This is a genomic window from Pseudoalteromonas sp. BSi20429 (assembly GCF_000238895.1).
GTDB classification, from domain to species: domain Bacteria; phylum Pseudomonadota; class Gammaproteobacteria; order Enterobacterales; family Alteromonadaceae; genus Pseudoalteromonas; species Pseudoalteromonas arctica.
On the sequence record NZ_BADV01000056.1, the window covers coordinates 1 to 24,257 of the forward strand.

Sequence of the window (24,257 nt, forward strand, 5' to 3'; positions counted from 1 at the left end):
AATGGTGGCTAAGACGGGATTTGAACCTGTGACCCCATCATTATGAGTGATGTGCTCTAACCAGCTGAGCTACTTAGCCATCTTTTTTTGTTAGCACTTCATCGCTGAGTGCGGGGCGTATTATGCTGATATGACCCAAATTCGTCAACACCTTTTTTGCAAAAAAACACTTAACTGTGTTTGTTTGCAGGAAAATTAAGCTAACAGGCTAAAATTTAATAAAAATGCTGTTTTTTTAGCTGCCTTTAAGGCGCGGAATCTTAATTAACCCTGTACTTCTTTAATTAAGCGATATTACAAAGATAGACTAGTTGAGGCTAATTATTATTTTTATAATGCTTAAATACAAAAAAGGCTCGTAAAAACGAGCCTTTAAAAATTATTACCAAGTTAAATTGGTTTAATTTGTACTTATACGTTGAACAAGAAGTTCATTACATCGCCATCTTTAACAATGTACTCTTTACCTTCTTGACGCATCTTACCTGCTTCTTTTGCGCCACTCTCACCTTTAAAGGCAACAAAGTCGTCAAAAGCAATAGTTTGCGCACGGATAAAGCCACGCTCGAAGTCGGTATGAATTTTACCCGCTGCTTGTGGTGCTGTTGCACCTACAGGGATTGTCCATGCGCGTACTTCTTTTACGCCAGCTGTGAAATAAGTTTGTAATTGTAGTAATTCATAACCACCACGAATAACAAGGTTAAGACCTGGCTCTTCTAGACCAAGATCAGCCATAAACTCTAGCTTGTCTTCGTCATCTAGTTCTGAAAGCTCAGACTCGATAGCGGCACATACAGGAACAACAATTGCATCTTCAGCTGCGGCAATAGCGCGTACGCGGTCAAGGTATGGGTTATTTTCAAAACCATCTTCAGCAACGTTTGCAATATACATTGTTGGTTTAATCGTTAAGAAGTTAATAGAGCTGATTGCTGCTTTTTCTTCTTTAGTTAGTGCTAGACCACGTAAAGTTAAGCCTTCGTCAAGATGCACTTTTACTTTTTCAAGTACAGCATTTTGCTCTTTAGCGTCTTTATCGCCACCTTTTGCTTTTTTTGAATTACGGAAAAGGGCTTTTTCAGCGCTATCCATATCAGCAAGTACTAACTCAGTGTTGATTACGTCAATATCGTCAGCAGGGTCAATAGTGCCTGCTACGTGGATGATGTTTTCATCTTCAAAACAGCGAACTACGTGGCCAATTGCATCGGTTTCACGAATGTTAGCTAAAAACTGGTTACCAAGGCCTTCACCTTTAGATGCGCCTTTTACTAACCCTGCAATGTCTACAAATTCCATACTAGTGGTAAGAACTCGTTGAGGATTAACAATTTTAGCAAGTTCGTCTAGACGAGGATCTGGCACAGGTACCACACCTGTATTAGGCTCAATGGTACAAAAAGGAAAGTTAGCGGCTTCAATACCCGCTTTAGTTAGTGCATTGAAAAGCGTTGATTTACCAACGTTAGGCAAGCCAACGATGCCACATTTAAAACCCATAGTAAGATACCTTGTTTAGAATTCGTTTAAACGGTGTACTTGGACCCAAGTTACTAGGGTTTAAACGAATGTAGTCTGTTTTGTGCTTTTAACACACCATCTTTTGCAAGTATTTCCATGCAACGAACTGCTTCATCAACAGCAGCATCCATTTTTTCTTGGTCTGCTTTGGCCGCTTTTCCAAGCACCCAACCAGTAACCATTTCACGATGTCCCGGATGACCTACACCAATGCGCAAGCGCATGAAGTCTTTTTGATTTGCCATTTTTGCAATAATGTCTTTTAAACCATTATGACCGCCATGCCCGCCGCCTTTTTTTAACTTGGCAACGCCTGGGTCTAAATCCAATTCGTCATGGGCAACTAAAATGTCCTCGACAGGGATTTTGAAAAAATTAGCTAAACTACCGACCGCTTTACCACTTAAATTCATGTAAGTAGTGGGGATCAATAATTTGAATTCTTGGCCTTGAATGATCACTTTGCCTGTAAGGCCGTGATATTTAGGATCGTATTTTAGGGTGCAGTTGTAGCGTGCAGCGATTTGCTCGATGAACCAAGCACCTGCATTGTGGCGTGTGTTTGCGTATTCGGGGCCTGGATTAGCCAGGCCCACAAGCATTTGAATAGAATTCAAGGTTGCGAGACCTTAAAAATTATTCTGCTGCTGCAGCGTCGTCTTCAACTGGAGCTGCTTTGTTTGCTTTGATAGTCAGGATAGACTGATCATAGCCTTCGCCTTTACCTAAATCTACAGAGCTAACGCCTTTAGGGAAAGTAAGGTCAGAAATATGAACAGAATCGCCAACAACAAACTTAGAAACATCTACTTCAATGAATTCTGGAAGTGCTTTTGGAAGACACGTAATTTCAACTTCAGTTAACTGGTGAACAACAGTTGCGCCAGCTTTAGTTACAATATCTTCACCGATGAAGTGAAGAGGAACTTTAGTTTGAAATTTATGAGTAGCATCTACACGTTGGAAATCAAGGTGAGTAAGCTTAGGCTTGAATGGGTGACGTTGGATATCTTTTAAGATTACTTCAACAGCTTCGCCATCTACGTTAAGCGTAAGGATATGCGTGTAAAAACCTTCGTCTTCTTGTGCTTTGATCATATCTTTATGAGCAAAAGTAAGAGATAAAGCTTCTTTGTCAGCTCCGTAAAGGATTGCAGGAACTTTGTCTTCGCGACGTAGGCGGCGGCTCGCACCAGTACCAGTTTCTACGCGAAGTTCAGCGTTATATGTATAAGTTTTGTTAGACATGATGTCTCCAGTTATTAAAATGTGTAGGGCCTTTGCGACCAAGGTCCCTAGCCAAAAGGCGCGCTATCATACCACCACGCCCAGACAAAATAAACATCGCTTACAAAAAAAGCGCCAAAAGGCGCTTTTATACTCAGGAATGTTTAATTTTAGTGTTCAAACATCGCTGAGATAGATTCTTCGTTACTAATACGACGAATAGTCTCTGCTAACATGTCAGCAAGCGTAAGTACCTTAATTTTATCAAGGGCTTTAAGCTCGTCAGATAGCGGAATTGAGTCAGTTACAATTACTTCGTCAATCATCGAGTCACGTAAGTTTTCTGCTGCTTTACCTGAAAGAATAGGATGCGTTGCGTATGCAAATACGCGCTTAGCGCCATGTTCTTTAAGTGCTTCTGCGGCTTTACATAACGTACCACCGGTATCAATCATATCATCTACGATAATACAATCACGACCTTCAACGTCACCAATAATGTGCATTACTTGAGAAACGTTTGCTTGAGGGCGACGTTTATCAATGATTGCTAAATCGGTATCGTTTAGTAGTTTTGCAATTGCACGTGCGCGTACAACACCACCAATATCTGGAGATACAACAACGACGTCTTCAAAGTCGCGTTCTTTCATATCTTCAAGTAATACAGGGCTGCCAAATACGTTGTCTACTGGTACATCAAAGAAGCCTTGGATTTGTTCAGCGTGTAAATCAACCGTAAGAACACGGTCAACACCCACACTTGATAAGAAATCGGCAACAACTTTAGCGGTAATTGGAACACGGGCAGAACGTACACGACGGTCTTGGCGCGCATAACCAAAATAAGGAATGACGGCAGTAATACGACCTGCGGATGCACGACGTAGAGCATCAACCATAACGATAAGTTCCATTAGGTTATCGTTTGTAGGGGCACAGGTTGATTGCAAGATAAAAACGTCCGAGCCACGAACATTTTCATTTATTTGAACACTGATCTCACCGTCGCTAAAACGGCCAACAACAGCATCGCCTAATTCAATATATAAACGTTTTGCAACTTTTTGAGCTAACTCAGGTGTTGCGTTACCAGCGAAGAGCTTCATGTCAGGCACGGTAGGGTTCCTCAGGCACTGAATATTTGGACTAACGGGCAATGATAAATACCACTGCGAGTTAACTTATGATTACTTGTACGTTACTTCATTGATCGAATATGGCGGTTAACTCCGTATGAGCAGGTGAGACATTTGCGCTTGAAGCCACAAAACCCTGCCAAGTATGGGGGAGATTTCCAAGTACATCTTGTGCTTGAACTTGACTAGCAAATTCGACAAAACAACATGAACCTGTTCCGGTCATCTTCGACGGTGCGTATTTTAGCAACCACTGGAGGGTTTTTTCAACCTCGGGGCAAAGCTTTTTAACTAAAGGCTCACAATCGTTGGTTAAAGTATGGTGTTTCCAATCGCCTATTATTTTTGGTGTGTCGCGTTTTAAATCTGGATGTGTAAATATTTTTGCGGTACTTACATGTTGGTTTGGGTGTACAACGCAGTACCATTTTTGTTCAAGTTCTACCTGGTGTAATTTCTCACCAATACCATGCGCTATGGCGCTTTGCCCTTGTATGAACACCGGAACATCAGCCCCTAATTTAAGTCCTAATTGGGCTAGAATTTCTAAATTTAGTTCTAATTTCCATAATTTATTTAGGGCTAATAAAGTACTTGCGGCGTCGGATGAACCACCTCCAACACCTCCGCCCATCGGTAAGCGTTTAATTAAATTTATTTTTACACCCAAAGAGGTTTTACAGTGTGTTTGTAATAATAAAGCCGCTTTATAGATGAGATTATCATTTAGGGGTATGTCTTTAGTATCACCACCGACAGAAATACCACCGTCTGTTGTTAGCTCAAAATGCAACTCATCACCAAAATTTAAAAAAGTAAATAAGGTTTCTAGTTCATGATAGCCATCTTCTCGGCGAGCATTAATATGTAAAAATAAATTGAGTTTTGCCGGAGCAATAAGTGAAAAAGAGGTTTTGTTATTCATACTTGTTTAAACTGCCAATCGTAGAGTTGAATTTTTATTTTTATTTGTTGATGCTTTAACGTCAGTTTAGTTGGTAACCAGTAACCTGCGTTTTGTACGTAAGTGCCGTAATCTATTTGCCATTTTTTGCCTGCATTATCAAACCATAATACTTGCTTTGCACGGCCTAGTTCATCAACGACTAAACTTTGATCGTCAATGGTGCCCTTAAGCCAATTATCGGCATTATCAACAGGGAGTGTAAAACCCGTTAAACGCTTTAAAAGCTCTGCAGCATTAGTATCAAAGTACTCATCACCGTCAAACTCTAATTCAGCACCATTTGCTGTTTGTTTAAGCGACAAAATACGCGTACCAATAAAAGTAGTCAGTATTAAATTATTGGAATTTGTTGTTTGCTGCCAATTTAAGTTTGCAGATTGACGTTCTTCTGGGCTTATAAACGCGAGTTTACCCTCGACCTGCCAAGTTTTTTGAGCAGCTAAACGTGGCTTCCAATCATCATAAAGTGTTGTTTTTGTATCAATTTGATGGGCACAGCCACCTAATAATAAAAAAAACATGAATAAAATCAAATATTGTCGAATCAAATGTTGTTCCTTACTTTCCATATTCCGCTGATTTTTGGTAAAATTACCGCCTTTGAAGTAGGGCTCAGCAATATTTGGCAAATATGACCATAATAGCACTAGGTATAAATCACAAAACCGCATCCGTAGAATTACGCGAAAAAGTGGCTTTTTCGCCTGAGCAAATTTCAGAGGCGTTGCAACAATTAAGTGGCCATGCCGACTTTAATGAAGCGGTTATTGTGTCTACCTGTAATCGAACCGAGATCTATTGTAGCCTCGCTCAGCAAAATTCCCAAACACTGTTAACTTGGCTTGCCAGTTTCCATGGTTTGGATGAACATGAACTGAGCAGCAATATATACTGCCATGAAGGTAATGACGCCATTAACCACTTAATGCGCGTAGCGTGTGGGTTGGATTCTCTTGTGTTAGGCGAGCCGCAAATTTTAGGGCAAATAAAGCAATCGTTTTTTAGTGCTAAAACCCACGATGCAATAGGGGTTACTTTTGATAGGTTGTTTCAAAAAACCTTTTCGGTAGCAAAACAAGTTCGCACTGAAACAAATATAGGCGCAAGTGCCGTGTCGGTTGCATTTGCGGCTGTTAATTTAGCGAAACATATTTATGGCAAGCTTGATCAAACCAATGTGTTATTGATTGGTGCTGGTGAAACCATTGAACTGGTTGCTAAACATTTATATCAAAATGAGCCTAAAAAAATTACGGTAGCTAATAGAACAATTGAACGTGCTCGCAGCCTTGCTGATGAAGTGTCGGCAGATGTTATCGCACTTGCACAGTTACCAGAACGTTTACATGAAGCCGATATAGTCATTAGTTCTACCGCCAGTACTTTACCTATTATTGGTAAAGGGGTGGTTGAGCAAGCGCTTAAGCAGCGCCGTCACAAGCCTATGCTATTTATAGATATTGCGGTTCCGCGCGACATAGAAAGCCAAGTAGGTGAGCTAGATGCTGCCTATTTATATTCCGTTGATGACTTACAAACCATTGTAAGCGAGAATATGGCAGCGCGTGAGCAAGCTGCACAGCAAGCGCAAATAATTATTACTGAACGCACCAAAGAATTTGCAATGTGGATGCGCTCACTCGATTCGGTAGATTTAATCCGCCATTATCGAAATGATGTACAAACAATTAAGTCAGAACTTGTAGAGCGTGCTGTTAGTCAGCTAAATACAGGTAAAGATGCAGAAAAAATTATATTAGAGCTCGCCAATAAATTAACCAATCGCTTAATGCACGCGCCTACCCGTGCAATACAAGACGCAGCGAAAAAAGGTGAAGTGGCGCAGCTAAACCAGTTGAAAAAAATGTTAGGTATTGATCAGGAATAACCGTTAAATGAAAGAGTCTGTTTATAATAAATTAGAAACCTTAGTAGAGCGTTACGAAGAAGTACAAGCGCTGCTAAGCGACCCGTCGGTCATTAGTGATCAAAATCGTTTTCGTGGGCTTTCAAAAGAATACTCTGAGCTTGAAGAGATTGTAAAAACGTTTTTAACTTACAAAGAAACGCAAGATGATTTAGCCAGTGCAGAAGAAATGCTTAAAGATTCTGACCCTGAAATGCGTGAAATGGCGCAAGAAGAATATAAAGAAGCTAAAGCACAAATTTTGGTAATTGAAGATCAAATTCAAGTATTAATGTTGCCAAAAGATCCGCGAGATAACAATAACGTGTTTGTTGAAGTACGCGCTGGAACAGGCGGTGATGAAGCGGCTATTTTTGCTGGCGACTTATTCCGTATGTACAGCCGCTATGCAGAAACTAAAAAATGGAAAGTAGAAGTTGTGAGCACCAATGAAGGTGAGCACGGTGGCTACAAAGAAGTTATTGCAAACATTAGTGGCGAAGGCGTTTACGGTCAATTAAAGTTTGAATCAGGTGTACACCGCGTACAACGTGTGCCAGAAACTGAGTCACAAGGGCGAGTGCATACCTCTGCATGTACTGTTGCGGTAATGGCGGAAGTACCAGAGGCCGAAGCGATACAAATTAATACCGCAGATTTAAAAGTTGATACATTTCGTGCATCAGGCGCAGGTGGTCAGCACGTTAATAAAACAGATTCTGCTATTCGACTTACACATATACCTACCGGTGTTGTTGTTGAGTGTCAGGATCAACGTTCACAGCATAAAAACCGTGCTAAAGCGATGTCAGTACTTGCAGCACGCTTGCAACAGGCTGAAGATGAAAAGCGCCATGCGGCAGAAGCATCTGAACGTCGTGACTTAGTAGGTAGTGGCGATCGTTCTGAACGTATCCGTACTTATAACTACCCACAAGGTCGTATTACCGATCACCGTATTAACTTAACACTTTATCGCTTGAATGAAGTGGTAGCGGGTGATTTAAGCTGCGTTATTGACCCATTAATGCAAGAACATCAAGCTGACTTATTAGCGGCTATGGGCGACGAGTAATCGTGAGCCAAACTCTTGAACAAGCTATTGCTGCAGGCGCTAATTTATTAGCACCTAGCAGCGAAAGTGCTAAATTAGACGCACAAGTTTTACTTCTACATATTCTTCAAAAACCTCACAGTTACCTTTTTACTTGGCCAGAGCATGCGCTTAATGCTGAACAACAACAGCAATTTAATACATTTTGCCAAAGACGTTTAAACGGTGAACCTGTTGCACATATTACGGGGCAACGTGAATTTTGGAGCTTATCGCTTGAAGTTAACGCAACAACTTTAATACCTCGACCAGATACCGAAACGTTAGTAGAACAAGCACTTGAAGTGGCTGTACCTGCTACAGCTAAAGTGCTTGATTTAGGCACGGGTACTGGTGCAATTGCGTTGGCATTGGGTAGTGAAATGCCTAATTGGCAAATTATTGCAGTAGATAGAGTAAGCGATGCAGTTGCACTGGCTACACGTAACCAGCAGCGATTGGCAATTAATAATGTACACGTTAAGCAAAGCAACTGGTTTAGCGAGTTACATGGTGAGAAATACAACCTAATTGTTACCAACCCGCCTTATATTGAAAGCAGTGATATACATTTAAATCAGGGCGATGTGCGCTTTGAGCCTTTGTCGGCATTAGTGGCTGATGATTGTGGAATGTCTGATATTAAACAAATAATTACACAATCACGTGACTATTTGTTATCTAGTGGCTATCTTTTAATAGAACACGGTTTTGAGCAAGGTGAAGCTGTTCGTCATTTTTTCAAAAAAATGGCATTTGTGAATATTAAAACAGTGAAAGACTTTGGTGATAATGACCGTGTAACGTTTGCACAGTGGCCCTAAAGAATAATAATTGCCTGCTAGTGCGTTAAATAATGCCATGAAGGAATTTCGACTATGATGGGTGATTTTTTATTTTCAGATGAGCCAGAAGAAGCAATCAATGAGATTGAACTCGGTACCTGGAAAGTATTAATCGTTGATGATGAACCTGAAGTTCATGCTGTTACAAAACTAGCGTTGAGTGATTTTGAGTTTCAAAATAAACGCTTAGAATTTATTAGTGCTTACTCAGGTGCTGAAGCAAAAGAGCTTGTGAAAGAGCATCCAGATGCAGCCATTGTACTACTTGATGTAGTAATGGAGACCGATGATGCCGGTTTGCAAGTTGCTAAGTTTATTCGTGAAGAAGCTAAAAATAATCATATTCGAATTATTTTAAGAACGGGTCAACCTGGTCAAGCACCTGAACGACAAGTAATTATTAATTATGATATTAACGATTACAAATCTAAAACAGAGCTAACGGCTCAAAAGTTATTTACTGTTATTATGTCGAGCCTGCGCTCGTATCGGGATATTATTTCGATTGAGCAGTCACGCGAGGGGCTTGAGAAAATAATTATAGCGTCCCGTGATATTTTTTCAGCGCATTCAATAGAGCACTTTATTGAAGGCGTTATGCAGCAGTTAACTTCTTTACTTGGTATTGCTGATCAAGCTATGTATGCAACTACTTTAGTTGCGCAAAATCCTGAAGCACAAAATAATAAAAAATTAATTGTTTGCTCGGGTACCGGTGACTTTGAAAAAAGTGAAGGTAAAGAGCTCGATGAGGTATTACAAGCTGAACAGTTAAGTGCATGTCATCAGGCGCTTAATGAAAAAAGCATTATTTATAAAGATAACTACTTATTTGCGTATTGTAGCAGTGAGTACAATCATAATTCGATGCTATTTATATCAGGTATTCCAAAGGATTTAACGGATACTCAGCGCCATTTAATTAAGATTTTTTCTCAAAATGTGCAACTTGCGTTTGAAAATGTACAACTTCAGTCTGAAATAGAAGCAACGCAACAAGAGCTTGTTTACAGGTTAAGTGAAGCGGTAGAGCAACGCTCAACAGAAACGGGTAATCATGTTAAGCGTGTAGCACATATTTGTCATATATTGGCACAAGGGTATGGCTTATCTAAGCATGATGCTGATTTAGTAAGGTTGGCGTCGCCTCTTCATGATGTAGGCAAAGTGGGCATTCCTGATGCGGTATTAAATAAACCAGCAAAGTTAGACGCCCAAGAATGGGAAGTGATGAAAACCCATACTGATAAAGGCTATACTATTTTAAAAGACTCGCCGCATGAGATTGTTAGTGCAGGCGCAATTATTGCAAAAGAGCATCATGAAAAATGGGATGGCTCTGGTTACCCACAAGGTTTAAGCGGAAACGCAATTAATGTATTTGGTCGTATAGTTGCACTTGCTGATGTATACGATGCACTTCGCCATAAACGATGCTATAAAGAACCTTGGACACTGCAAAACGTAGTTGATGAAATTAACGCTCAAAAAGGCACACACTTTGAACCAAAATTGGTTGAAGTATTTAACGAGAAGCTTGATGAGTTAGAAGCGGTTCTTAACCGTTTTCCTGATTAAATTTTTATAAAACAGAAGTACAGGGGCATATGGATTATTTAGCAGTAAAGCATTCACACATGGCAATTGCGATGTTGAGTGTGATTTTATTTTATGTTCGCGCATTTTCGCGAATGGGCAGTGGTAAATTAGCAAAAAATAAAGCGGTAATGATTGGTAGTCATAGTATAGATACTTTGTTATTAGTGTCTGCACTTACGCTTATATTTATGGCCAAAATTAACCCGTTTGAACAATATTGGCTATTAGAAAAAATAGTTTTAGTGGTTATATATATTGGTATTGGGGCTAAAAGCGCCAGACAAACTAAAATGACGGCTAAAGTTGCTTACGTTTTAGTTAACACTGCTGTTATTTTAGCGATAGGTTATTTAGCGACGTCTAAATCAGCTTTTTTGCTTTAAGTAATACCTGACTATTTGAGCTTTATAGCTGTTTTATAAAGCTCAAATACGACTCCCTCTCAGAAAATATTCAAAAACATCTCTATATTGGTATATAGCTTTAAAGTTAGGTAAACTACGCCTTCGTTTTCTAAAATGTTGCAGTATTAATGACTACCCTCGGGTTTGACGAACACGATGAATCTTATCTTGATGATGCTTACGATGAATTTACACCTCCAGCGATTTACCGCTGTATTAAAGCAGAGTCAAAATGGGACCCTCAGATAGATTTAACACCATGTTATGAAACTTTAACTGACTTTGAACAGCAAATTTCAGCGCTGTGTTTAAAAGTGAGTGATGAGCACGATCGCTTCGAAAAATTATTAGATATGTTTTACAGCGATTGGCTATTTAGTGCCTCAGGCTTAAAAGTGCCAGAATACAAATTAAATACATTAAGCTATACGCTTTCTATGCGTAGTGGCTCACCAACAACGCTTGCAATTATACTTTGTCACTTTTTACAACAAGCTAACTTTGATGCAAATCTTAGTCTTACGCTGGGTGATGTTGGTGTTCATGTGGCGATAAGTGATGAAGAGGGCTACATAATTGAGCCAAGCAGCGGGCAACAAAGCTGGTATATCATCCCTGAAAACGCAGATGAAGATGATGGGCAAGAACAAGAGCCTTTAGAGTTAATTTTTGATGACGAAGTATATAAGCTATTTTTAGCTCAGCAAAAATGGTCTTTCATTAGCGAAAACAAATTTGGTCATGCTTTGACCTGTGTAGAGATGCTAATGGAGCTAATAGGCGACGACCCGTATGAGAGACGCGACAGAGGTTACTTATTAAATCAGCTCGGTTGCCCTAAAATGGCACGTGATGATTTACAGTTTTTTGTCGATGAGTGTCCGGACGATCCTGCAATAGAGATTATTCAACACCAAATAGAAGAACTAGAAGATAATAATAAAACGCACCATTAAGAATAGGAATAATTATGGTTGAAACTCAAAGCGCATTAATTACAAATGATGCCGTTGTGCTTGGTTTGCTTGCTATTATTTTGGGGTTTATTTTTAAAACCTCAAACAGTGAGCGTCCAGCTTTAAAACGATTTTATAAATACGTACCTGCTTTACTACTGTGTTACTTTTTACCTTCGTTATTAAATACCTTTGGTATTGTAGATGGTAATAAATCCAATGTTTATTATGTGGCTTCGCGCTACTTACTGCCTGCTTGTTTAATACTGCTTACCATTAGTATTGATTTAAAAGCTATTATTAACTTAGGCCCTAAAGCGCTCATTATGTTTTTAGTGGGTACATTGGGCATTGTTATTGGTGGGCCATTAGCTATTTTAGTCGTGAGTGCATTTGACCCAAGTATTGTTGGTGGTCATGGGCCCGATGCAGTATGGCGCGGTATGACAACCGTTGCGGGTAGCTGGATTGGCGGTGGTGCTAACCAAGCATCAATGAAAGAGATGTTTGAAGTTGGTGGTGATATATTTTCTGTAATGATTACAGTAGATGTAATAGTCGCGAATATTTGGATGGCTGTTTTATTGTTAATGGCAGCAAACCATAAAAAGATTGATGCAGCTACGGGTGCTGATACAAGCGCAATTGAAGATTTAAAAAAACGTGTTGAAGCCTATCACGCTGAACATGCCCGTATTCCTACTCTTAACGATTATATGACGCTGCTTGCGATTGCATTTGGTATAACCGGTTTAGCGCATTTTTGTGCTGACTTTTTAGGTCCGTACTTTGGCACGACTTATGAGTGGGCAAAAGAATACAGCTTAAACAGTAAATTCTTTTGGCTAATCGTTATATCAACAACGATTGGCATAGGCTTATCGTTTACTAAAGTGAGACAAATAGAAGCGTTTGGCGCTTCAAAAGTAGCCTCTAGCTTTTTGTATATTTTAGTTGCATCGATTGGTTTGCATATGAATGTAACCGCTATTTTTAATAACCCAGGGTTATTTTTAGTTGGTGCAATTTGGATGTTAGTGCATGCAAGCATAATGTTAGTAGTAGCTAAACTAATTAAAGCACCGTTATTTTATATGGCTGTGGGCTCGCAGGCTAATGTGGGCGGCGCAGCGTCTGCACCTGTTGTAGCATCAGCATTTCACCCTTCGCTTGCGCCTGTTGGTGTCCTGTTAGCTGTACTGGGCTATGGTGTGGGTACTTATATGGCTTATATTTGTGGATTAATGATGCAAGCAGTTGCACCTTAAGGAATTTAAATGAAAGACCAAATTATTAAAATTAATGAAATTGAACTAGCAAACAACAAACCGTTTGTATTGTTTGGTGGTATTAATGTATTAGAATCTCGCGATTTAGCTATGCGTGTTGCAGAGCATTACGTAGAAGTTACGACGAAACTCAATATTCCTTATGTATTTAAAGCGTCATTTGATAAGGCTAACCGTTCTTCAATAAATTCGTACCGTGGTCCTGGTATGGAAGAAGGTTTAAAAATATTTGAAGAGATTAAAAAGACCTTCAACATACCGCTTATTACCGATGTACACGAACCGCATCAAGCAGCACCTGTTGCTGAAGTTGTTGATGTAATTCAGTTACCAGCTTTTTTAGCACGTCAAACTGATCTAGTTGTAGCAATGGCTAAAACAGGTGCAATTATTAATGTGAAAAAACCACAGTTTTTAGCTCCACACGAAATGCGCCATATCATTACTAAATTTAATGAAGCAGGTAATAATAATATCGCACTTTGTGAGCGTGGTTCTAGCTTTGGTTACAACAACCTAGTGGTTGATATGCTGGGTATGGATGACATGAAAGCAATGGCGCCTGTTATTTTTGATGCAACACATGCACTTCAGCGCCCTGGTGGCCGAGCTGACTCTGCTGATGGTCGTCGAGCACAAGCAGCAGAGCTTGCACGCAGCGGTATGGCGCTAGGTATTGCAGGTTTATTTATTGAGGCGCATCCAAACCCTAACGAAGCTAAATGTGATGGCCCATGTGCGCTAGCGCTTAGTAAGTTAGAAGGGTACTTAACGCAAATGAAAGCGGTTGATGATTTAATTAAAAGCTTTGCCCCACTTGATACAAGTGCAAGCGATTTATAATTAGGCATGATGTTTATTAAAAAGCGACTCAGGTCGCTTTTTTTATGCCTTTAATATACACAAACTTATATGATGTATATAATCTCACGCATAAGAAAAACTAATTCTAAGCTTGGTTATTATGTCAAGACGGGTACCTCCATTAAACGCATTAAAAGCCTTTGAAGCGGCTGCGCGTCATTTAAGTTTTACTAAGGCTGCAGAAGAGCTCTATGTAACGCAGGCGGCAGTAAGTCATCAAATAAAAACACTTGAAGAGCATTTAGGTTTAAAGTTGTTTTTACGTAAAAACCGCTCATTATTATTAACTGAAGAAGGCCAAGGCTACTTTTTAGATATAAAAGAGATTTTTACTCAGCTTATTGATGCAACTGAAAAGCTATTAGCCCGTGGTGCTAAGGGCTCATTAACAGTTAGTCTAACACCAAGTTTTGCTATTCAGTGGTTAGTGCCTCGTTTGAGTTTGTTTAATGAGTTACACCCAGAGATAGACGTGCGAATAAAAGCACAAGATCAAGATGAAAACTCACTGACTGATGACGTAGATATTGCTATTTACTATGGAAGAGGTCATTGGAATGGCGTACAAGCGTACAAACTTCATACCGAGTATTTAGTACCACTTTGTAGTCCTATGTTATTAAGCGGATTAAAGCCGCTTGATCAACCTAGTGATTTAGCGCATCACACCTTATTGCATGACACCACACGTAAAAACTGGAAAACGTGGATGAAAACTGCAGGCGTGCGTAACATTCAGGTAAATCAAGGTCCTATATTTAGTCACTCATCAATGGTGTTACAAGCTGCAGTACATGGGCAAGGCGTGGCAATTGGTAATAGTGTATTAGCTAAACCCGACATAGATGCAGGGCGTTTGGTTATTCCGTTTAATCACAGTCTAGAAAGTAAAAATGCATATTACTTAGTGCTTCGCGAATCGCAAACAGAGCTTGGTAAAATAGTTTCGTTTAAAGAGTGGATGCTGAGCTTAGTAGAGCATGAGCAAGAACATGAGTATTAATAATGATTGAATGGTTTAAAAGCACCGCACAACCTGCAATTGCACAGTTTATATTTGCGCATGGTGCAGGTGCCGGTAGCGATTCTGACTTTATGCAACATATGGCAAAATTAATAAGCGAGCAAGGTGTTGATGTTGGTTTATTTGATTTTGAATATATGCAAATTGCTAAACAAACTAATAAACGTAGGCCTCCTGAGCGAGCACCAAAGCTACTTACTTATTATGAGCAAGTGCTTGGGCAGGCGCAGCCAGATTTACCGTTATTTATAGGCGGTAAATCGATGGGCGGACGCATGGCATCAATGCTTGCGTGCAGCACAGAGCAAAGACTTTCGGGTGTTATTGTATTTGGTTATCCATTTCATCCGCCGGGTAAGCCAGAAAAGTTACGCACCGATCATTTTGCTGATATTGTTTGCCCCTTTTTAGTATTACAGGGCGAGCGAGATACATTTGGTACACGTGAAGAACTGCTTACTATGGAAATGCCAAAACAGCCTTTACTCACATGGCTGACTGATGGCGATCATTCATTAAAACCACGTAAAAAAAGTGGCGTAACTGAACTGCAAAATAGAGAAACAGCAGCGTTAAGTGCCGTTGAATTTATTAAGCAACAAGTAGAGATGTGTTAAGACTCGATTAGGGGATTAGATGATTAAATTATTTTTAATGGCCGGCAGTATTTTTTGTATGCTCTCGGTTATGTTAGGTGCATTTGCTGCCCATGGTTTAAAAAGCCGTTTATCGGAGTATTCATTAGGGGTTTTTAAAACAGCTGCTGAGTATCAAATGGTGCATGGCCTTGCACTTATTGCGGTGGCTATTTTAATTAAATGGGGCATAAACCTGAGTTGGGCTGGTGGCTTTTTTATAACGGGCACACTACTTTTTAGTGGCAGTTTATATTTACTCGCTCTAACAGATATGAAGTGGCTAGGGCCGATAACACCGCTTGGTGGATTGTGCTTTATTATTGGTTGGATTGTTATTTTAGTGCAAGTCGCACGATTTAAGTTTTAAAGAGTTTAAGGGTTAATATGTCTAGTGTTGTGATTTATTGTCGTAGTGGTTTTGAAAGCGATGCCGCTGCTGAAATAACGTTTCATGCTGCAGAGCAGGGTTTTGCAGGGTATGTAAAAGCAAAGCCAAATACAGGTTATGTTGTTTACGAATGTTTTGAAGCGCATCACAGCGACGAAATAATCAAAAAAGTCGATTTTAAAAATATGGTGTTCGCACGCCAATGGTTTGCCGGTACATTACTTGAAAACATGCCAGTAGAGGACCGTGTAAGTGCAGTAGTTGAAGCTGCTAAAGATTTTACATTGTGCTCAGAGCTGCGCGTAGAAACGCCAGATACAAATGAAGGCAAAGAGCTTTTAACGTTCTGTAAAAAAATATCAACGCCGCTTAAAAAAGCCCTCGAAAAACAAAATACAGTACTGCGTGAGCCAAAAGCAAACCGCCCAGTAATGCATGTCATGTTTTTAACAAACAATACGGCTTATGTTGGTTACTCGTATAGCTTTAATAATTCTCCATTTTTCATGGGTATTTTACGCCTTCGTATGCCAAGCGATGCACCGAGTCGTTCAACGTTAAAACTCGACGAAGCGTTTAATGTATTTATTCCTGAGCAACAACGTGAATCACGCGTGGCAGCAGGTATGCGCAGTGTTGATTTAGGTGCATGCCCGGGTGGTTGGACTTATCAGCTTGTACGTCGTGGTATGTTTGTAAGTGCGATTGATAACGGCCCAATGAATGACGATTTAATGCAAACGGGTCAAGTTAAACATTTTAGAGCAGATGGTTTTAAATATCGCCCAGAAAAAAGAAATATTACTTGGTTAGTGTGCGATATGGTGGAAAAACCAACCAAAGTGACTACGCTAATGATTGACTGGGCAGTAAATGCATACGCAAAAGAGTTTATATTTAACTTAAAACTACCTATGAAAAAACGCTTTGATAGTGTTTATGAATGTCTTTCGATGATAAGAAAAGAGCTTGAGAAACATAGCATTAATTACGAGTTACAAGCTAAACATCTCTATCATGATCGTGAGGAAATAACCGTTCATTTAAACGTTACTAAGGTGCCACAAAATTTGTATAGTTAATATGTAGAGGCTAAAAGTGGTAAAAAACAATATTAATAAATGGCTAAGTTTACTTTTTTTATCACTTTTAATCACAGGTTGTGGCGGCGGCGGAGATGGTAGTGATTCAACTACGCCCTCTGGTAACGCTGCGCCCAGTGTTACGCTCTCTGTTAGTAGTAACGTTATTGTCTCTAACCAATCGTTTACTATTACTGCGCTTGCAAGTGATAGTGACGGGCAAATAGCCAATTATCAATGGCAACAACTTAGTGGTCCTGAATTTACATTTATTGTTAATGGCAATACGCTTACAGCCACTGCACCGAGTGTAACCACTGACACGACCTTTAGTTTTTCAGTTACTGTTACTGATAATTCAGGTGCTACTGCACAACAAGTATTTTCAGGCACTATCACTTCTCAAAATAATGCACCTACAGTTAATATTACAGGCCCAAGTAGTGCACTTGCTAACACACAAGTAAGCTTAGTTGCTAACGCTCAAGATACAGATGGAACCATAAGCACTATTAGTTGGATTCAGTCAGCGGGAGATAATGTTGATTTTAGCCAATCAGATGGTGTACTTAGTTTTACTGCCCCCAATGTATCTGAAAATACAACGCTAGGCTTTAGCGTAACCGTAACAGATAATGCCGGTAAAAGCGCTCAAGCGAGTAAAACGGTTTTAATTAATCAAGTAAATAGCGCGCCAACAGTCATTGTTACAGGCCCAGATGAAGCTGAAAAAGATGACAGTGTAACCCTAGTTGCAGATGCACAAGACAGCGATGGTAGTATTAATAGCATAACCTGGCAGCAAACAAGTGGCCCTGTAGTTGAACTTACCCAAACAGAAACAAGTATTAGCTTTAATGCGCCCACTGTTGCGCAAAATACCAATGTAACGTTTGTAGTAACTGTTACCGATGACGATAACGCTACAAATAACGCCCAGAAAATAGTTGTAATATTAGCCCCAAATAACCCACCGACTGCCGATGATGTAAATATAAATGTGCAATATAACCAAGCCACAGAATTTAGCTTAGTGGTTAGCGACGCGGATAACGATAGCGTACAGATTGACTTTGGTGATGATTTAAATGGAGCGCAAATCAGTGTTATTGATGCCCAAGCCTTACGTTTTAGTTACACACCTCCTGCAAACAGTATCACTCCACAAAGCTATACGTTAACGGCGACTGATACAAAAGACACAACTGAATTTGTACTGAGTGTTACCGTTGTTGATTCAACGCCCGCTACAATTAGTAATGTAACGCCCCAAAATAGTAATGAACCAGTATTTGTAGATAGCCCTGTTAGCATTACATTTTCAGATATTATGCTCGTGAGTACTTTAGCCGTTAACTCTAGCAGTGGTACTTGTACTGGAAGCGTACAAGTGTCAGCAGATAATTTTACTACTTGCTTGGCCTTAACTATTGAAAGTTTGTCGGGTACTACCAGCGACACAAGTACTTATTTTCATACTGTAAATTTAAGCGCAAGCTTTGATGAAGACACTCAATATATTGTTCGTGTTACAGCTGATTTAGCTAATTTTGATAGCACAACTATTTTGGCGCAAACTGCCACCTCGTTTACAACTTCTAGCCAAGATATAAAAATAACAGAGCTTTCATCTGTGCAATTTAGTAATGACTTACCTTGGATTGAACTTTATAACGGCACCGGTGCGACAGTAAATTTACAAGACTACTCTCTTAAAGCTCGCAGTATTAATATGTCTGATAGTACGTTGAGTGATGAGCAAATATTTACGCTGCCTAATAAAGAGCTTTTAAATGGCGCCTATATTATTTTACAAAGCCGCTTTGGCGATGACTTTTTAGCAAGTGCGTCATTAAATAACACTAAGCTTGTGCTTGTTGGTAGCGCAAATGATCAAATTAGGCCTTATTGGTACATAAATGGTTTTGCAGAATTACTTAATAGTGCGGGTACACAAACTATCGACTTTGTTAAGTTTGGAAATTCAACCCAAGAGCCTGTAACAGCCTCGCAGTGGCAAGGAGAAAATGCTGCACAAATACCGCCAGAGCAGGGCGCCAGCTTAAAGCGTACGCTCGGCGCAACCGATACTAACCAAAATACAGACTGGAACTACTCAGTATTCAATACTCCGGCAGGGCCTAACGATATAACTTGCTCAATAGATGATGATGAAGACGGTATTCCAGATTGCGCAGAGGTAGAGGGGGCAACATTTGGTGGGCTGCCTTTATATGAATGGGGAGCGCGTACTTCACAAAAAGATATATTTATTGAAATAGATTATATGGATAGTAGTGATGTTGGAATAACGCCTCATCGAACAGCACTAGAAAAAATTGTTAGTGTATTTGCAAGTAAAGGCTATACCGTTCATTTTGATGTAGGTGACTTATTTGATCAAAATAGCGATATTGCGCCGCAAAACTTTGATTTAGGTGGCGGAAATGTTGTCCCTTTTAATAGTTATACTCCGTTTGAGTACGATTTAAGTAGCCCTAATTTGTTTGCTTATAAAATGGAATATACCGATATAACCCGCAGACCCATCTTTCATTACTTATTAATGGCAAGTAGTGGAAATGAAGATGGCAGTATTAGTGGGTCGGGTATTGCTGAGATCAGCGGTAATGATTTAATGGTAACTATGGGCGGCTGGGGCTTAACGCTCGATACGCAAATAGCAACCAATGTAACTTATAATTATCAAGCATCAACTATCTTTCATGAGCTAGGCCATAACTTAGGCTTATACCATGGTGGCGATGAAGAGGTTAACTTTAAGCCTAATCATTTAAGCTCTATGAATTATTTATATCAATTAGCGGGTTTATCAACAATAGGTAATAACGAAGGCGATCGTTATTATGAGCGTTTTTATCCCGGCAATGCTAGCTGCGATATTACACCAAATACTAATAGTCATTTAGGCTCTACAGATGATTTTATTATTGATTATTCAAGTGGTAGTTCAGCAGATTTAAATGAGAGCACAATACTTGAAGCACAGGGGCTAAATAGAAATAGCTCACTACCTGTTGATTTTAACTGTAATGCAATTAACACCGAAAGCCTAACCAGCTTTGATACTAACCAAGATAATACAATATCAATACTTAGTGATGTAGATGAGTGGAGCATGCTTAATTTGCAGTTTTATATGCAAAGTGCAGGTAATCGATTTGGCGTGCCAAATACTAATAATAGTAAGGTGTATAATTTACAAAGCTCACCTACTAATATTGAAACGCTGCCCAGTTATATAAAAGAAGCGCAGCCAAGTAGTGCAATTATTGCTGAGTTAAAAGCAATTAAAGAGCATTAATATGAAACTAGGGTTACGTATTAAGTTTATTGTTTGTAGTAGTTTTTTTAAGCTTACTAATAGCGTGTAGCGATACTAACAATGCACGTGAATGGTTACTAAAAAATGACAATTTATATTACAAAAATACAGCTATTGACTGGCGAGTTGAATCAGTAAAGGGCTGTAAGAAATGCGTTATAAGCCAAGATGTTGTTTATCAACCTGAAGGCATTAGTAGTTATAATACGTTAATGCAGAGTCAAAATTGGGTGGCGGTACATGAGTTAAGTAAAATCAATGTTATCCGTTTAAAGATGCCAGACCAAACACCTTACTTATTCGTAGAGCGTATAAAAGGGCGAACACTAAAGCTGTTTGATCAGCAGCAAAACTACAGTATAAAAATTGGTGAAGTTACAGCCGTTAATTTTAACAATCAGCGCTTTAGTATTTTGATTAAAAAATTTGAAGAAGTAGATAAACAAAGTGTCGCATTACCAAGGCGTGCATCGCTTGAGTTTATTGCTTTAAAAATAGATTAAAAAAGCACCTTTGGTGCTTTTTTATCTCGGGTGCCGTGACCTTTGAATATTGAAAAATCAGCAACCTCTTAATTAACTACGGTATTTTGGTCGATAATTATCGACCCACAAACGTGTTGCACCACACACAGCTACAGGCATAACTATTAAGTTTACAAAGGGTATAGCCGTTAATAACATAACAGCAAAACCAAACCCGTATGATAAACCTTGCTTAGATTTTAAATCGTCTTTCATCTGCTTAAAGCCAATTTTATGGTTATCAAACGCATAGTCTTCATACTGCACCGCGTACATCCAACAAGTAAACAAAACCCATAGTATTTGGCCAATGACAGGTAAAACCCAAAGTAGTATGAAAAAACCAATAGCGCGAGGAAGGTAATAGCACAACTTCGTCCACTCACGGGCAAGCATTCTAGGTACATCTTTAACTAATTCGGAAAAACCATCATCGTTAATTTTTTTACCCGTTAAATAAAGCTCAACTTTTTCGCTTAATAAAGCATTGAATGGGGCTGCAATAAAATTAGTGATTATAGTAAATAGCATACTGTAGCTAAATAATACGACTAATACAGCAATTGGCCACATTAGCCATTCAAGCCAGCTTAACCATTCTGGTAGCATGTTACTGATGTAGCTAAAGCTATCACTTAGCCATCCAAATAAGAAAAACAACGAACTACCAAATAGCAGAACATTAATTAAAAGCGGTATAAGTACAAAGCGCTTTAACCCTTTTTGGCTAATTAATTTAAATCCCGAAAAAAAATATTCCATACCTTGTGTGATCTGCACTGTAACCTCAAAAAATATTTACCATTAGTTATAGTATAAATAGCTTAATAATTTTGAACAGTAATTTTAAGTAACAAAGTGTTAGCTTTAATGTTGCGGTTTTGGTTATATAGTAATTACAGGTGTTTAGTAATATGCAATTATGATTAATCAATGTAGACCCGGTTAGTTTTTTATTAATAAAAGAATGAACTTACTAATCATGACTATACTGAACTTTACTACGTAGAAAAAAAGCATCTACCAGAGGCTTTTTGTTGTATCAATATGTATAAATAATGCGAGCAAGTGAAAATGGGTACGGATAGGTTAAAAAAGTTATTATCTCACCAGCAAGGCATTTTATCTAAAATTGCATTAGGGGTACCTTTAAATGAGGTGCTTACTGAAATTTGTTTATCAATAGAGCAGATTATTAATGATGAATCTGCTAGGTGTTCTATTTTATCAGTTAAAGGCGATCAGCTTTTTCATTGCGCAGCCCCTAATATTCACCCAGAGTACTGTAGTTTGCTTAATGGAGTTCACATAGGACCAAAAGTAGGTTCATGTGGTACTGCAGCATTTTCGAGATCGCGCACAATTGTAGAAAATATTGAAACCTCACCGCTTTGGGAGGACTTTAAAGATTTAGCGCTAAAGTTTGATCTTAAGTCATGTTGGTCAACACCTATTTTTTCAACTCAAGCTGATTTGTTAGGCACCTTTGCTATTTATCACAGCACCCCTAAAGCCCCATCAGAGCAAGATTTAGAATTAATAGATTTTTTTGTACACTTTTCAAGTATTGCTCTTGAGAAAAGTAACGAATTTGAGAAGGCAAAACAGCTTGTCTTTAATTTACAGCACAGTAATGAAAAATTTAAAGCCTTCACCAAAGTAATGCCCGACCTCATCCTCATTTTAAGTGAGGATGGCACATATACCGATGTGTATGGTACCTCTAATGAGTTACTGCTTGATTCGACCACGGATCTTATTGGCGAAAATGTTAAAGACCTACTTCCTCAAAAAGATGCGAAGATGATAATGGATGTCATCGAAACAACACTCTCGACTAACGAGATGCAAATATTTGAATATGAATTAAATGTTCCCAAAGGGGGCATAGTTTTTGAGGGACGAGCTGCCGCTCTAGATCATTACAATCCCAGTAGTCCTACAAAAAGACATGTAGTGTGGATGGCCAGAGATATTTCAATAAAGAAAAAGGCTGAGCAAGAAGTTCATAAGCTCGCCTTTTACGATCCATTAACTAATCTTCCAAATAGAAGGATGCTTAGCGACAAATTAAGCCGATGTGTAGAGAGTGTTAAGCGTAACAAAAATATAGGGGCATTATTATTTTTAGACCTAGATAACTTTAAGCGTATTAATGATTCACTTGGGCACAGTGCGGGTGATGAAGTACTTGTGGAATTATCAAAAAGGTTAAGTGCAATAATAAAAGGCTCAGATACACTGGCCAGAGCGGGTGGTGATGAATTTATTATTTTGCTTAAACACATAGGGCAAAATACAAAGCAGGCAATTCTAGAATGTAAAGCCGTTGCTAAAGAAATTCAAAGAGCTTTTCATGATAAGTTTGAAGTGGGCAACCTTGCATTTCAAGTAAGCTGTAGCATCGGCATTTGCCTAATTGATAGTGTAAACGCACAGGCTGACAATATATTAAAATTTGCAGATACTGCTATGTATTGTTCTAAAAATAAAGGGGGTAATAGCAGCAGCTTTTACGACCCAGCCTTGCAAACACTACTTGAAAAGCAAACAGAGCTAGAAACCGACATAGTGAGAGCAATTGCGTCTAATGAGTTTTGTGCTTACTTTCAGCCACAAGTTAATACGCAGGGTGATGTTGTTGGTGCTGAAGCACTTATTAGGTGGAACCATCCTCAAAGAGGGCTGATAACAGCAAACGAATTTATACCTATTGCAGAGCAATACGGACTTATTCAAAAACTACAAAATATTGTTTTGCATGATATATGTATTTTAATTAACGAGCTTAAAGCAAGCGCTATCATTGACGACTCGTTTAGTGTTTCAATTAATATTAGTCAAAGTCAGTTCAATTCATCAAATTTAAAAGGTGAGCTGTTCAACACTATCAATGAATTTGATATTCGAGCATCACAAATTAAGTTAGAAATAACCGAGTCAATGCTCTCTAGTGATATAGATTATACAATTAGGCAAATGAAAGAGCTCATTGCGGCTGGCTTTTTATTTTCGATTGACGATTTTGGAACTGGATACTCTTGCTTAGCTTACTTAAGTGCGTTTCCTGTTAAAGAATTAAAAATAGATAAAAGCTTTATTGATAAAATTTTAGATAATGAGATTGGCTTTAATATCGCGCAAACAATTATCAGTTTAGGAAAAAGCTTAAACTTAGTGGTCGTTGCAGAAGGCGTAGAAACAACAGAGCAGTATGACTTACTTAAAAAAATGAATATTGACACTATGCAAGGCTACTTAGTTGCAAAGCCGATGGATAAAGAACGTTATTTAAAATGGCATAGTGCTAATAGCAATCCGCAATAATACTTAATCAATTAGAGGGATTAAATCTGGCGGTAACTGTGTTAAAAAATTCTGCCTTGTTATCGACACGATTTTCTTATCTCAAAATAGATCATTTAATTGAGCAAATTGGTAC

At 38.9% G+C, this 24,257-nt stretch carries 22 protein-coding genes and 1 tRNA gene; 15 read left to right on the forward strand and 8 right to left on the reverse strand.

The features are described from left to right. Window positions 1-2: 2 nt before the first annotated feature. From P20429_RS08360 to lolB, 7 genes are all read right to left on the reverse strand, one after another. A tRNA-Met gene (locus tag P20429_RS08360) sits at window positions 3-79 on the reverse strand. A 332-nt stretch (window positions 80-411) separates the two neighbouring features. Next, a complete protein-coding gene (ychF, locus tag P20429_RS08355; RefSeq protein ID WP_007583951.1) occupies window positions 412-1,503 on the reverse strand; it encodes a redox-regulated ATPase YchF in 1,092 nt (363 codons plus the stop codon). Window positions 1,504-1,556: 53 nt separating this feature from the next. Beyond that, the gene (gene pth / locus P20429_RS08350; protein ID WP_007583954.1) at window positions 1,557-2,141 is read right to left on the reverse strand and encodes an aminoacyl-tRNA hydrolase; all 585 of its coding nucleotides are present in this window, start codon (window positions 2,139-2,141) and stop codon (window positions 1,557-1,559) included. Between the two features lie 19 nt (window positions 2,142-2,160). Continuing rightward, window positions 2,161-2,772, reverse strand: a complete 612-nt coding sequence (locus P20429_RS08345) for a 50S ribosomal protein L25/general stress protein Ctc (protein ID WP_007583956.1) — start codon at window positions 2,770-2,772, stop codon at window positions 2,161-2,163. A gap of 149 nt (window positions 2,773-2,921) precedes the next feature. Further along, entirely contained in the window at window positions 2,922-3,869 is a 948-nt protein-coding gene (locus P20429_RS08340; protein ID WP_007583957.1) for a ribose-phosphate pyrophosphokinase, read from the reverse strand. Window positions 3,870-3,957: 88 nt separating this feature from the next. Further along, a complete protein-coding gene (ispE, locus tag P20429_RS08335) occupies window positions 3,958-4,815 on the reverse strand; it encodes a 4-(cytidine 5'-diphospho)-2-C-methyl-D-erythritol kinase (RefSeq protein WP_007583959.1) in 858 nt (285 codons plus the stop codon). Continuing rightward, the gene (lolB, locus tag P20429_RS08330; RefSeq protein WP_033026866.1) at window positions 4,812-5,405 is read right to left on the reverse strand and encodes a lipoprotein insertase outer membrane protein LolB; all 594 of its coding nucleotides are present in this window, start codon (window positions 5,403-5,405) and stop codon (window positions 4,812-4,814) included. Before lolB ends, ispE begins: the two co-directional genes overlap by 4 nt. Window positions 5,406-5,488: 83 nt before the next feature. Here lolB and hemA point away from each other — a divergent pair, with 83 nt between their 5' ends. From hemA to P20429_RS08260, 14 genes are all read left to right on the forward strand, one after another. Beyond that, window positions 5,489-6,745 (forward strand): glutamyl-tRNA reductase, encoded by a 1,257-nt coding sequence (gene hemA / locus P20429_RS08325; RefSeq protein WP_010554718.1) that lies wholly within the window; start codon window positions 5,489-5,491, stop codon window positions 6,743-6,745. Between the two features lie 7 nt (window positions 6,746-6,752). Further along, window positions 6,753-7,838: a peptide chain release factor 1 gene (gene prfA, locus P20429_RS08320; RefSeq protein WP_007583962.1), complete on the forward strand. Its 1,086-nt coding sequence runs from the start codon at window positions 6,753-6,755 to the stop codon at window positions 7,836-7,838. A gap of 2 nt (window positions 7,839-7,840) precedes the next feature. Further along, window positions 7,841-8,680, forward strand: a complete 840-nt coding sequence (gene prmC, locus P20429_RS08315; protein WP_007583963.1) for a peptide chain release factor N(5)-glutamine methyltransferase — start codon at window positions 7,841-7,843, stop codon at window positions 8,678-8,680. A gap of 54 nt (window positions 8,681-8,734) precedes the next feature. Further along, complete coding sequence (locus tag P20429_RS08310) at window positions 8,735-10,279, forward strand: response regulator (protein ID WP_007583964.1); 1,545 nt, start codon at window positions 8,735-8,737, stop codon at window positions 10,277-10,279. Window positions 10,280-10,308: 29 nt separating this feature from the next. Further along, entirely contained in the window at window positions 10,309-10,683 is a 375-nt protein-coding gene (locus tag P20429_RS08305; RefSeq protein WP_007583965.1) for a SirB2 family protein, read from the forward strand. Window positions 10,684-10,832: 149 nt separating this feature from the next. Further along, complete coding sequence (locus tag P20429_RS08300) at window positions 10,833-11,660, forward strand: tetratricopeptide repeat protein (RefSeq protein ID WP_007583966.1); 828 nt, start codon at window positions 10,833-10,835, stop codon at window positions 11,658-11,660. Window positions 11,661-11,674: 14 nt separating this feature from the next. Further along, a complete protein-coding gene (locus tag P20429_RS08295; protein WP_007583967.1) occupies window positions 11,675-12,928 on the forward strand; it encodes a DUF819 domain-containing protein in 1,254 nt (417 codons plus the stop codon). A 9-nt stretch (window positions 12,929-12,937) separates the two neighbouring features. Continuing rightward, window positions 12,938-13,792, forward strand: coding sequence for a 3-deoxy-8-phosphooctulonate synthase (kdsA, locus tag P20429_RS08290; protein WP_007583968.1), 855 nt, complete (start codon window positions 12,938-12,940; stop codon window positions 13,790-13,792). Between the two features lie 121 nt (window positions 13,793-13,913). After that, window positions 13,914-14,816 (forward strand): transcriptional regulator GcvA, encoded by a 903-nt coding sequence (locus P20429_RS08285; protein WP_002958561.1) that lies wholly within the window; start codon window positions 13,914-13,916, stop codon window positions 14,814-14,816. 2 nt (window positions 14,817-14,818) lie between these two features. Further along, window positions 14,819-15,454, forward strand: coding sequence for an alpha/beta family hydrolase (locus P20429_RS08280; RefSeq protein ID WP_007583970.1), 636 nt, complete (start codon window positions 14,819-14,821; stop codon window positions 15,452-15,454). A 19-nt stretch (window positions 15,455-15,473) separates the two neighbouring features. Beyond that, a complete protein-coding gene (locus P20429_RS08275; protein ID WP_007583972.1) occupies window positions 15,474-15,842 on the forward strand; it encodes a DUF423 domain-containing protein in 369 nt (122 codons plus the stop codon). 17 nt (window positions 15,843-15,859) lie between these two features. After that, the gene (gene rlmM, locus P20429_RS08270) at window positions 15,860-16,945 is read left to right on the forward strand and encodes a 23S rRNA (cytidine(2498)-2'-O)-methyltransferase RlmM (RefSeq protein WP_007583974.1); all 1,086 of its coding nucleotides are present in this window, start codon (window positions 15,860-15,862) and stop codon (window positions 16,943-16,945) included. 16 nt (window positions 16,946-16,961) lie between these two features. Next, the gene (locus tag P20429_RS08265; RefSeq protein ID WP_007583976.1) at window positions 16,962-20,270 is read left to right on the forward strand and encodes a hypothetical protein; all 3,309 of its coding nucleotides are present in this window, start codon (window positions 16,962-16,964) and stop codon (window positions 20,268-20,270) included. 29 nt (window positions 20,271-20,299) lie between these two features. Next, window positions 20,300-20,794 carry a hypothetical protein gene (locus P20429_RS08260; RefSeq protein WP_007583979.1) on the forward strand — a complete coding sequence of 165 codons (495 nt, stop codon included), beginning with the start codon at window positions 20,300-20,302 and terminating at the stop codon, window positions 20,792-20,794. A gap of 72 nt (window positions 20,795-20,866) precedes the next feature. Here P20429_RS08260 and cysZ read toward each other — a convergent pair whose 3' ends face one another. Further along, window positions 20,867-21,577 (reverse strand): sulfate transporter CysZ, encoded by a 711-nt coding sequence (cysZ, locus tag P20429_RS08255; RefSeq protein WP_007583980.1) that lies wholly within the window; start codon window positions 21,575-21,577, stop codon window positions 20,867-20,869. A gap of 312 nt (window positions 21,578-21,889) precedes the next feature. On the opposite strand from cysZ, the gene P20429_RS08250 reads away from it, so the two are divergent. Then, window positions 21,890-24,142: an EAL domain-containing protein gene (locus P20429_RS08250; protein WP_007583981.1), complete on the forward strand. Its 2,253-nt coding sequence runs from the start codon at window positions 21,890-21,892 to the stop codon at window positions 24,140-24,142. Window positions 24,143-24,257 lie beyond the last annotated feature (115 nt).

Coding starts and splice junctions, on each gene's coding strand:
- ychF (WP_007583951.1), bottom strand. CDS start 1,503: ATGGGTTTTAAATGTGGCATCGTTGGCTTGCCTAACGTTGGTAAATCA.
- P20429_RS08345 (WP_007583956.1), bottom strand. CDS start 2,772: ATGTCTAACAAAACTTATACATATAACGCTGAACTTCGCGTAGAAACT.
- ispE (WP_007583959.1), bottom strand. CDS start 4,815: ATGAATAACAAAACCTCTTTTTCACTTATTGCTCCGGCAAAACTCAAT.
- hemA (WP_010554718.1), top strand. CDS start 5,489: ATGACCATAATAGCACTAGGTATAAATCACAAAACCGCATCCGTAGAA.
- prfA (WP_007583962.1), top strand. CDS start 6,753: ATGAAAGAGTCTGTTTATAATAAATTAGAAACCTTAGTAGAGCGTTAC.
- P20429_RS08310 (WP_007583964.1), top strand. CDS start 8,735: ATGATGGGTGATTTTTTATTTTCAGATGAGCCAGAAGAAGCAATCAAT.
- P20429_RS08305 (WP_007583965.1), top strand. CDS start 10,309: ATGGATTATTTAGCAGTAAAGCATTCACACATGGCAATTGCGATGTTG.
- P20429_RS08300 (WP_007583966.1), top strand. CDS start 10,833: ATGACTACCCTCGGGTTTGACGAACACGATGAATCTTATCTTGATGAT.
- P20429_RS08295 (WP_007583967.1), top strand. CDS start 11,675: ATGGTTGAAACTCAAAGCGCATTAATTACAAATGATGCCGTTGTGCTT.
- kdsA (WP_007583968.1), top strand. CDS start 12,938: ATGAAAGACCAAATTATTAAAATTAATGAAATTGAACTAGCAAACAAC.
- P20429_RS08285 (WP_002958561.1), top strand. CDS start 13,914: ATGTCAAGACGGGTACCTCCATTAAACGCATTAAAAGCCTTTGAAGCG.
- P20429_RS08280 (WP_007583970.1), top strand. CDS start 14,819: ATGATTGAATGGTTTAAAAGCACCGCACAACCTGCAATTGCACAGTTT.
- P20429_RS08275 (WP_007583972.1), top strand. CDS start 15,474: ATGATTAAATTATTTTTAATGGCCGGCAGTATTTTTTGTATGCTCTCG.
- rlmM (WP_007583974.1), top strand. CDS start 15,860: ATGTCTAGTGTTGTGATTTATTGTCGTAGTGGTTTTGAAAGCGATGCC.
- cysZ (WP_007583980.1), bottom strand. CDS start 21,577: ATGGAATATTTTTTTTCGGGATTTAAATTAATTAGCCAAAAAGGGTTA.
- P20429_RS08250 (WP_007583981.1), top strand. CDS start 21,890: ATGGGTACGGATAGGTTAAAAAAGTTATTATCTCACCAGCAAGGCATT.